Genomic DNA, 10,381 nt, shown 5'->3' with positions numbered 1-10,381 from the left:
TTACATTCTTTGGGGGAAAGGGGGTCCTGTCTCTTCCCCCAGATTTTTCAACCGCCAAAAACAATAGGAATGCCCGACTGGTTTACATTAGGGTCATTTCGAACCCTGTTGCGGAAGTGCTGGTAGAAAGCCGTTTTTGCTTGCATCCGATGTGATTGGAATAGTATAATTGAGAAAATGTGAAGTAAATGTAGGTTTGAAGGATACAGAAACGGGAGTGGGAATGATGGACTACAAGACCAAATTCGGCCGAGAAGGACTAACCTTTGACGATGTGTTACTGCAACCGGCCAGATCAGAAGTGATGCCTAGTGAAGTTAATACCAAAACCAGGTTAACAGCTAGGATCACATTGAATATACCCTTGATGAGCGCGGCCATGGATACAGTGACCGAAGCCCGTCTTGCCATTGCCCTTGCCCGAGAAGGCGGTATGGGGATCGTGCATAAAAACATGAGCATTGAGGCCCAAGCCGGTGAGATAGACAAGGTCAAACGAAGTGAGAGTGGGATTATTGTCGATCCCATCTACTTGTCTCCTGAGCATACTATCCATGATGCCCTGGAGATTATGGCTCGGTATCATATTTCCGGTGTCCCCATTACCCAAAACGGCAGACTGGTAGGTATTTTGACCAATAGGGACTTGAAGTTTGAGGAAAACCTTGACCAACGGGTCAGTGATGTGATGACGAAGGATAACTTGATTACGGCACCGGTTGGCACCACGTTGGATGAGGCCAAGCGGATCTTGCATAAACACCGCATTGAGAAGCTACCCCTAGTGGATGAGGATTTTATGCTTAAGGGCCTTATTACAATCAAGGACATTGAAAAGGCCATTCAATATCCGAATGCTGCCAAGGACGAACAAGGACGTCTTCGGGTGGGGGCAGCCATTGGTGTGGGCAAGGATGCGTTGGATCGAGCTGCCGCTTTGATCGCTGCAGGCACAGACGTCCTTTGTGTAGACACAGCCCATGCCCATTCAACCCGGGTGCTTAAAACCGCCGAGAAGCTTAAGGGCCTTTACGGCAACCGGGTCGATATCATTGTGGGTAACGTGGCTACCGCGGCGGCTACGAAGGATGTAATCGCGGCTGGGGCGGATGCTGTTAAAGTAGGAATAGGGCCTGGCTCTATTTGCACCACGCGGGTGGTGGCTGGTGTGGGTGTGCCGCAGTTGACGGCGGTTTTTGACTGTGCCGTAGCTGCTAAGGAAAAGGGTATTCCGATTATTGCCGATGGTGGTATCAGGTACTCCGGGGATATCGTGAAAGCCATCGCAGCTGGTGCAGATGTGATCATGTTAGGTAATCTACTGGCTGCGACCGAGGAGAGTCCTGGGGAGACCCTGATTTACCAAGGACGAAGTTTCAAGGTATACCGAGGGATGGGCTCCCTAGGCGCCATGGCCGCAGGCAGTAAAGATCGTTATTTCCAGGAAGATGCTCGGAAACTTGTTCCCGAAGGGATTGAGGGCCGAGTGCCTTACAAAGGAACAGTAGGTGATACTGTTTTCCAGTTGATTGGTGGTCTTCGTGCAGGTATGGGTTACTGCGGAGTAGGGACCGTTCAAGAACTCCAAGAGAAGGCTAGGTTTATTAGGATTAGTGCTTCAACTGTGAAGGAAAACCATCCCCACGATGTGCATATCACCAAAGAAGCCCCGAATTACCATTTCTATCTGTGACATTCCAAAGGAGGGCCTCGCGTCCCTCCTTTTATTTGTGATTCTAGTTTTGCCAACTTGCTGATGTGAATATGCTTTAGTAGGAAAGGAATCCGATAAAAGGGGGAGGATGATGGCTAGACCTAGTTCCCGTTTTTTCGTGGTAGTAAGTATCTTCATGATTAGTATGCTGATCTTGCCTCAACTAACCGGTCTGATTACCCAAAGATTGTTGAAATGGGCAAGACCAGAACTTGACCCGTCCCAGGTAGGCGGTTTGGTCCTCATTTTCTCCCTATTCTTCCAAGAGGTTTTCCTGGCACTAGGCAGTTATATTGGGCTTATCCAAATTGCGCCCCAGGTACTAACTGGCTTTGGGCGTCCTCGCAGAAGGGGGTACATAAAAACAGGGGTAATCTACGGTCTTTTCCTCTCTGCAGTAAATGTGCTGACAGGGAGGGTCAGTTTGGTTCTTATTCAGAGGATTGTTCAAGGACTGACTGGTTCCACCCAACTGGTACAACAGTGGGTCGGTCGCGAGCAACAGATGTCTTCACGATTATTCGACCTATCCCTGCCAGTGGTATACGTTCTAGCGTTAGGAGTACTCATTGTGGTCATTGTTCCCTTTGCGGAGGAGTTGTTCTTTCGCGGGTTGACCCTTGGGGCGTTTAAAGAACGATTGGGTACCACAGGTGCCATGGTTTTCAGTAGCCTTTTCTTTAGTTTGGCGCACTTATATATAATCAACTTTTTTCCGGTGTTCGTGTTGGGGGCGCTACTGGCCCTTCTCTATGAACGAACAAGGAGCCTTGTACCTTGCATAATTGCCCATGCTACGGTTAACGGGATAGCTGTGCTTTTGATTCTGTTACAGACGGTAGTGCTAACCTACCAATAAAGCCCGTGCATTTCCCTCTTCACCAAGGGAGGTTTCCCCAAAGCTAAGTTCTCCAGGTGTAGAGGAGTCACCTGGAAAAGCCAAAGATAATCACTCTTTGTGGCATTGCTCAGTGCATAGCCATCCCTGGGGAGAATGCTAAAAACCCTTATCCTAGTCTTATGTGTTATAAGTAGGGCGCTGCGGGAATAATGCCGTTCGTCCAAATAGCCCAGAGCCTTGTTCCGTGTCGTCTCTGGCATATTATATGCGGCTTCGCTATACTCCCGGTTACCGCGGCGAGGGTATCGCTGTCACCGCCAAGGGAGATGGCGTTTCGGATTGCGTCCTCGAAGTCTGTGCTTTCAAGCAAAGCGATAATCACCTCCGGACCGCCCTTACAGCTTTCATTGAAGCAATAGATCGGGCGAATCTCGTCAAACGTCCTGCTTAGGTCACAACAATATTTGCCCTCAGTCTGTTCCTGAATGTCGACCCTGGACTTGCTGGTCCTAGCAAGGTAGAAGGCAGCAGCGGTGGCTTGCGTACCCTTGATGCCTTCGGGATGGTTATGTGTTACGGCGGCACTGACCTCGGCTCCTTGTTTGACTTTGCCAAGTGTATCATAAAACCAAGCCACGGGTGACACCCTCATCGCCGAAGCGTTACCCCAGCTGTTGTAAGGCTTGCGAGCGTTAGAAAAGAGCCACTCTCCGAACCGACCGCCGTACCCGGCATTGGGGTACAGTCGACCGTACTCTTTCACCGCGTCTATAAAATCATCAGGCTGATCGTCGTCTTGAGGGCCTGTGCAACTTCGACGGTCATTACCGTGTCCTCAGTGAAGAAGCAGTCGTCATGGAACAGTGGGAAGTTTCTTGTTTTGATGTTGTTCCACTCGTAGATCGAGCCTACGATGTCGCCGATAGTTGCTCCAAGCATTAGTGCCTCTCTCCGCGCTGTTTTTAATCTTTCTGAATACGATCCTGTGTCAAACAGTGATCTACTTGGGGTCATCGATGATAGAACTTATGCAAAGGGCACCATTATCGGTGCCCAGCTGTCTGTTGCCTAGTAGTACAATCTCTTTGAGGATAGCACGATTGCAGAGCGGTTCTTGCTCGAGTTATCCACAACTCGTATTGTTTTGAGCTTGGGGGTGAATCCAAACAAAACCCCACCAAATTCTGCAGGCAACTGCTACTGACATGAATCCACAAATCTGATATACTTTTTGCGTCTAACAAGGTGTCTGAATGGAACCGGATAGCCTGTCGGAATTGACCCAGAATACGCACAACTATCCAGCCACATCAATGGAGGTGCCATTTTGAATCTTAAGCAATCCCGCAGGAAAGACGGCAGGGTTTACCTTTCTATTGAAAAAGCCTACCGCGATAAGGCTGGTAAACCCAGGGCGAAGACGATCAAATCCCTCTGGTTACTTAGATGAACTGGAAAAGGAGTACGATGACCCGGTCGCCTATTTCAAAGAAGTCGCCCGCAGGATGACTGAAGAGGAAGACGCTGAAAAGAAAGTGACATTATCAATTAATATGGATGAAAAGCTTGCTTTCGATAGCGATAGTAGGAAAAACTTTGGCTATGCCGCCATAGTCAAGATCTATCACGAACTTGGTCTAGATGTGTTTTTCAGGAATAAGTCTCGGCACTGCGGCTTCGAATACAATACGACGCCATCATGATTATGCTTGTGGTATTCAGACTGCTTTCTCCGGACTCTGAGAAACAAGCCTTCGAGGAAAGGGACCGTTACTTCGAACGTTTCAATTTCTCTCTGGCTGATGTTTACCGTTCCCTCCCTCACTTTTCTAAGATTGCTAAGGAATTCCAGTGCTATTCGAACTCCCAGGTTGCTGCCAAGTACGGACACGATACTAAGATCATCTATTACAATGTCACCGGTCTCTATTTCAAGACTGATGAGGCGGATGAGTCTTGTAAGTCTGGATTGTCAAGGGGAAAACGCCAAGTTCTAACTATGCAAATGGGGCTGGCGATGGATGCTGGTGGAATACCGCTTTGCTATGAGCTGTTTCCAGGCGATACGGTGGAAGAGCAGATCTTCCGGCCAGTCATCGGTGCAGTCGGGGGAAATCAGGGTACAGGTAGCATTATCGTTGTTGCCAATATGGGGACTAATACGGGCGATAATATTTTCTACCTGCAGGATAAGGGAAAAGAAACGAATTTTAACGGTTATGTCTTCGGTTTTTCGGTTAGGGGTGGTACTAAGGCTTTTGAGGACTATGTACTTTCTGAGCAGGACTATTTAGATAACAATGGCCAACCTGCTGGTAAAGATGTAGACCTCAAAGTCAAAAGCAGGGTGATCGTCCGAGAGATAATTGTAACAATGCCAAGCGGAGAAAAGGGCAAAGAAGCGGTGTGTGAAAAGCAAGTAGTCTTTTGGAGCAGAGCACATGCCACAAAGGCTCGAGTCGAGCGGGAAGAAGTTGTGAAGAAGGCTCATGATTTGGCCGCTAATCCCCAGAAGTACACTAAGGCTACATCTTACGGTGCGGCTAAGTACGTCAAGAATCTGAAGTTTGACAACAAAACTGGTGAGGTAATCACGGTTAAAGAGCAACCCGTCTTTGATGCCGCAAGGGTTGCTGAGGAAGAGAAGTATGACGGTTACTACGCTATTGTCACCAGCGAACTAGATATGCCTGATGCCGAGGTGATTGAGGCTTATCACGGTCTGTGGGAGGTTGAAGAGACATTCCGCCTTACTAAGGGGGTCCTGGAGACTCGACCGGTGTATGTATCACTTCAGGATCACATTAATGCCCACTTCCTAACTTGGTTCATAGCCCTTACTATCATACGGATTTTGCAGAGAAAAACCGGTAGGCTTTACTCCGCCGAACAGATTATTGAATATCTTAATAGGATTTCCTGTTCTCATGAGCATGGGAATATATACCTGTTCGATTACAGAAGTGAGATTTCTGACGCTATTGGAAAGGCACTGGAGATTGATTTTACCAATAAAAGACTCCCTCTGGGGACCATAAAGGAGATCTTGGCTGAGGCCAAAAAATGAGCTGTTCCTCTACATATTTGGGATGAAATAGAAGGTCCGCTATCCGTTTTGTAGCAAGGGTTTATGGTCTGTTTCCTCTCCTTTGGCTGTAGAAGATGGGATGTTACTATCGAGGTTTGGCACAAGAAGTCCTAGAAGGCAAAAGCACGCTATCCTTGTTCGGTAAGATGCTTGCGTGGGTTAACACGGGAGATAAAGACAATTCATCCCACGGTCAAAACGGATGGACTCTCTTGCCATTTCTCGTAAACTAGGTTACGGGTCTTGAAAAACTAACGGTTGTTAGTTACAATTAGACTAACAATCGTTAGTCATGCTCAAAGGGGTAAAATGGTCCTCAGCTCTCGTGGAAGCTACTGGAGCATTCTGAGACTGTAAAGAGGAAGCAAATGATCTAGCGAAACTAACTGTCTAAGAGTTCTTATTCTCATGCTATTTGAGCAAAATAGATATGCGGACATTGGAAACGTGTCATGGCTGACGAAGATAAGAGGAGTCTGATTGTGTCGATCGCGGGAATTGGTGGCTATGCTGATCCTGCAATTGGCCAGATGCCAACGGCTTGGAGGATCTTCCTGTCAGAAGAGTCAGATCCGTAGAAGAATAACGACACCGCTGTACGCGTACATAAGCACCAATGGTTTCATTCCAATAGGGGTTCTTGGCAACGGAAGGAAGATGGCAGCTGTTTCTCCAATAGTTTTTAGAAGTGTTCTTCGCAATGGGGCTGAACCGAGAGAGTAATCCAGTGGCAATTTCATTCCAAAGAAGTATGGCGGTACTTGAATATGCTCTGTGTAGAATGTTTCCGGATAGGTTAGTATCAAGGAATCTGTGCAAATAATGTAATTAGGAGACTTTGATGACCATGAACTACTTAATTCGACAAGAAGAACCAGAGGATTATGGTAAAGTCAGAGAGGTTCTAAGAAGTGCTTTTTCTCGTGAAGGAAAGGATCCGGTGTTCAATGAGTGGAATCTGGTGGAAAAAATCCGAGCAAGTCAGTTTTATATACGGCAACTATCCTTGGTATCCGAAGTGGATGGGATTATTGTTGGACATATTTTGTTTTCAACAATGACTATTAATGGTCCCAAGACGGTGTTCAATACTCTTGCTCTAGCGCCTTTGGCAGTTCATAGGGACTATCAGAGGCAAGGAGTTGGCAGACAACTTGTGCGGTCGGCCATAGAACGGGCCAAAAGGCTTGGGTTTAGGTCGATGATTGTGATGGGAGACCCAGATTACTATTGTAAGTTTGGCTTCGAGCCAGCGGCCAAACGGCGGATCGGGACTACAGAGGACTTTGCTGATCCATGTCTTCTGGCCTTAGAATTGGTGAAGGATGGGCTGCTAGGGGTCTCGGGTATTGTTCAGTACTGCCCTTTGTTTTATAACGAGAATAGAGACTTGATTTAGCTTAGTTTCATGAAGGGATGGGACCATGACTACGAAAGAGAAGATAACTTATGAGGCACTATCGTTGTTTTCCATTTACGGCTATGAAGCGGTAACAATCAGGCAGATCGCCTCCGCTGTGGGTATCAAAGAAAGCTCGGTTTATAATCATTTCCATAGCAAGAAGGATATTTTGGATACCATAGTTGAGGAGACCTCAAAACGATACGAGAAAACACTAGAAGCCTCAAAAGTACCCCAGATAGCGGACCCTGATGTCTCCAGTTTATATGACAATATCTCCGATGAGGACTTTCTTAAGCTGTGTACTAGCATGTTCCTTTTTTATTTAAAAGATGAATATATCTCCAAGTTACGGCGGTTACTTACTATTGAGCAGTACGGAAACGCAGAGCTAGGAGCAATCTTTAAGGAGCTCTTTATTGACAATGTGTTGAACAACCAGGCCAGGGTTCTGCAAAAGTTTATTGATGCTGGCAGATTCATTGAGGGAGATGCTTACACAATGGCCTTACATTTCTATTCCCCGATATTCCTGCTGCTGTGTAAATACGACAATAGTCCTCAGGATGAGGCTTTGGCGATAGAAAAACTGAAAACGCATGTTACCCAATACAATGAGCTATATAGAAAAGACAAAAACCCCGCACAGCCCGGATAATTTGAAGAGAGAAAGGATAAACAGGCTATGAAGCCAATTACCTATACACTCACTCCTTCTGATAATGCCTTAGAAACGTACTATCAAAGCGCTGAAGGGTTGGCTAAAGAAGTGCTGACAAAGATGCAGAATTACGTCAAACCCATTATTGATAGGCGTCTTGATGGGATAAGTATGAAACATACTCCAGTTGAACAGACTTGCCTAGAATTGCTCCTGATGGGTGTGTACGCAAATAGGAATCTTGAAGCGGGTGAGCACCCTACCATAGTTCATCTGGAATATGTTTTGGACTGTTTAGAGCACTCTAGTGACTATACCTATCAGAGTGGACGTTTGCGCGAATGGTATAGGTTTCTTGCTGTTCAGCCCAGACCGCTTCAAGAGTCTTTTTGGAATCTGATTTGTGAAATCACGCTGTGGTTTGCACAAAGGGCCTTGGAAGTACTAGGCCCGTATACTCAGCAGGGCAATCACTTTTTGGCTACCCATCAGCCTAGGGATTCCAACCAGTACAACGCCTTGTTTCGCTCTAGTCCGATACTCGAATACCATATCAATATGGTGGGAGCTGAGATTCTGAACAGAATCTGGCGTGACCGGTTTTCAAGCACGAAGCAACGCATCATAGTTTTACCGGGATGTCTGCGATTGAATCCCCTACACTGCCAAGCCTCTGAATGGACAATTGGGTTAAGATGCGCTCATTGTACAGATGGTTGCCAAGTAAGCTACATTTCTAAGGCAGGTAAACAACTTGGCTTTCAGGTTTCATTTGTCATCCATCAATCCTCTTTAGTATCGCATGTGGAGAGTCTAAATGCGCTTCGTCAGAAAGGCGATTTAGGGATCCTTGGAGTGGCCTGTGCACTCTCTTTACTGGAAGGCGGCTTCTTGTTGGATTCACACAAAATACCGGCTCAATGTGTTCCACTTGACTTTTGCGGATGTATAAATCATTGGCATGACCAAGGGATAACCACGACGGTCAACTTGGACCGCTTGCTTAAGAAGGTTAGTTAGGAGTATGGGGAGGAAATAGTCTTGGAAGATCTTAATCGGAATATGAACACAGAAAAGGGTAAGAGACTGCTAGAAAGGAGAGCAATCCTCTACGTAGCATTGGTTTATGGTTCTGTATTGATTGCCTCGGTTCTTTCAATTGGTTCACCTGATCCATCCAGTAAGGAAGCATTGTCCATGCTATCACTGTTTAGTTTCTTCCCACTTCTAGCTAGTGTACTCACCAGATTGATTACCAAAGATACATTACCATGGATGATCAAACCGAACTTTCGTAGAAGCTGGGGAACATACTTAGTCGCAGCGTTCTTACCAGGCGCTCTGACTTTCGTTGGTGCTGTGGTTTACTTCTTGATCTTTCCCCATCATCTAGACTTAAGCGCTACATTGCTTATTGAAACATACGGAAGATTCGGTGTTCCCTCTGACCTACCTCATACGGCTGATTCTCTTATTCGAATTGGGATTGTAGGAGTATTAGTCTCTCCATTCGTTGTACCTGTGGTTCTTTTTGCCTTTGGAGAGGAAATAGGCTGGCGTGGTTATTTGTTGCCTATTTTGCTCAAGCTGATGAGCAAGAAGAAAGCGATCCTATTGAGTGGTGTGCTTTGGGGGTTAGGGCACGCTCCGCTTGTCTATTTCGGGCTCAACTATGGTCTAGATCATTGGGGAGCTCCCTATACTGGAATCCTAGTCATGACTCTGTTTTGCGTTGTTCTAGGTATCTGGTTATCTTATGTGACCATCAAGACCAAGAGTGTAATTCCCGCTAGTATTTTACATGGATCTATCAATGTGATCGGGGAATGGCCAGCATTAGTCTCAGTTCCAGGTGTCAACACACTATTAGGTCCAAGCCCTGGAGGCCTTATTAGTATCGTCGGTCTTGTTATTGGCGCACTTGTTTTGTGGAGGAAGCTTGCAGATCCACAATTAGACCAGCCAAAGATTAGTCCGCCAGAATTGCATTAGCCAACGAATTAAACGCGACCCAGACAGTCTGCTTGGGAAAGGAAAGGGAAGACCTATATGCCGGTTGAACTTTCATTACTATGGATGCTGAAAACCATAATAGCTAACGGTTTCCAGCATTGGGACTCGTAGTCTACGGGAACTAGGGCGCATGAGATCCTCGCAATGCATGTAAACGTCGCCGAGTTGCTGGGCGACGCTCTACAAATCTAAACTATCTTGTATTCTAAATATCTTAATCGCTTGGCTTCAAGGGTTGTCAACACTTTCCCGGACACTTTACTAAGCGACACTCACTAAAAGCTCTTCCGTGTAACGGTTTAGCCATTCCAATGGGCTAAGATAACCTAACCGTTTTTGTACGCGGCGCGTGTTGCAAAAACCTTCAATGTATGCGAAGGTCGCTTGGCGGGCTTCTTCACGTGTTTGGAAGTGCCGCCAGTAAACAGCTTCCTTTGAATGGAGAAGAAGCTTTCACTCCAGGCATTGTCACCTGGTTTACCAGCTCGGGAAAAACTTTGTTGGAAATCTAATTCCTGCCAAAGCTCCTGGGTCGCTTTGCAGCACTTCCGCAACTAAGATGGCAAAACCAGGTTAAGGAAATAGTGTTTATGCACGTTAGGCACATTATCATATGTATTGGGAACTATCGAAAAAGTTATCAGGCAATTCGCGCGCATTGA

At 46.4% G+C, this 10,381-nt stretch carries 8 protein-coding genes and 1 pseudogene; 8 read left to right on the top strand and 1 reads right to left on the bottom strand.

Annotated features, from left to right (window positions below; genetic code table 11):
- The first annotated feature begins 226 nt into the window (after window positions 1-226).
- Both guaB and M0Q40_11770 read left to right on the top strand, forming a co-directional pair.
- Window positions 227-1,693: an IMP dehydrogenase gene (gene guaB, locus M0Q40_11775; GenBank protein ID MCK9223273.1), complete on the top strand. Its 1,467-nt coding sequence runs from the start codon at window positions 227-229 to the stop codon at window positions 1,691-1,693.
- A 112-nt stretch (window positions 1,694-1,805) separates the two neighbouring features.
- Window positions 1,806-2,573 carry a CPBP family intramembrane metalloprotease gene (locus M0Q40_11770; protein ID MCK9223272.1) on the top strand — a complete coding sequence of 256 codons (768 nt, stop codon included), beginning with the start codon at window positions 1,806-1,808 and terminating at the stop codon, window positions 2,571-2,573.
- Window positions 2,574-2,770: 197 nt separating this feature from the next.
- Here M0Q40_11770 and M0Q40_11765 read toward each other — a convergent pair.
- Window positions 2,771-3,494, bottom strand: a pseudogene (locus M0Q40_11765) (ADP-ribosylglycohydrolase family protein).
- Window positions 3,495-3,931: 437 nt separating this feature from the next.
- Here M0Q40_11765 and M0Q40_11760 point away from each other — a divergent pair.
- The 6 genes from M0Q40_11760 (at window position 3,932) to M0Q40_11735 (ending at window position 9,698) form a co-directional block, all read left to right on the top strand.
- Window positions 3,932-4,258, top strand: coding sequence for a hypothetical protein (locus M0Q40_11760; protein ID MCK9223271.1), 327 nt, complete (start codon window positions 3,932-3,934; stop codon window positions 4,256-4,258).
- Window positions 4,255-5,622 carry an IS1634 family transposase gene (locus tag M0Q40_11755; protein MCK9223270.1) on the top strand — a complete coding sequence of 456 codons (1,368 nt, stop codon included), beginning with the start codon at window positions 4,255-4,257 and terminating at the stop codon, window positions 5,620-5,622. Before M0Q40_11760 ends, M0Q40_11755 begins: the two co-directional genes overlap by 4 nt.
- 868 nt (window positions 5,623-6,490) lie before the next feature.
- Complete coding sequence (locus tag M0Q40_11750) at window positions 6,491-7,042, top strand: N-acetyltransferase (protein MCK9223269.1); 552 nt, start codon at window positions 6,491-6,493, stop codon at window positions 7,040-7,042.
- 25 nt (window positions 7,043-7,067) lie between these two features.
- Window positions 7,068-7,703 (top strand): TetR/AcrR family transcriptional regulator, encoded by a 636-nt coding sequence (locus M0Q40_11745; GenBank protein ID MCK9223268.1) that lies wholly within the window; start codon window positions 7,068-7,070, stop codon window positions 7,701-7,703.
- Window positions 7,704-7,730: 27 nt separating this feature from the next.
- Window positions 7,731-8,726: a DUF116 domain-containing protein gene (locus tag M0Q40_11740; protein MCK9223267.1), complete on the top strand. Its 996-nt coding sequence runs from the start codon at window positions 7,731-7,733 to the stop codon at window positions 8,724-8,726.
- A 21-nt stretch (window positions 8,727-8,747) separates the two neighbouring features.
- Window positions 8,748-9,698 (top strand): CPBP family intramembrane metalloprotease, encoded by a 951-nt coding sequence (locus M0Q40_11735; protein ID MCK9223266.1) that lies wholly within the window; start codon window positions 8,748-8,750, stop codon window positions 9,696-9,698.
- Window positions 9,699-10,381: the final 683 nt, after the last annotated feature.

It is taken from the genome of Limnochordia bacterium (genome assembly GCA_023230925.1).
Lineage (GTDB): Bacteria > Bacillota > Limnochordia > DUMW01 > DUMW01 > JALNWK01.
The sequence above is the reverse complement of the archived record's forward strand: the minus strand, read 5'-3'. Positions and strand labels throughout refer to the sequence as shown.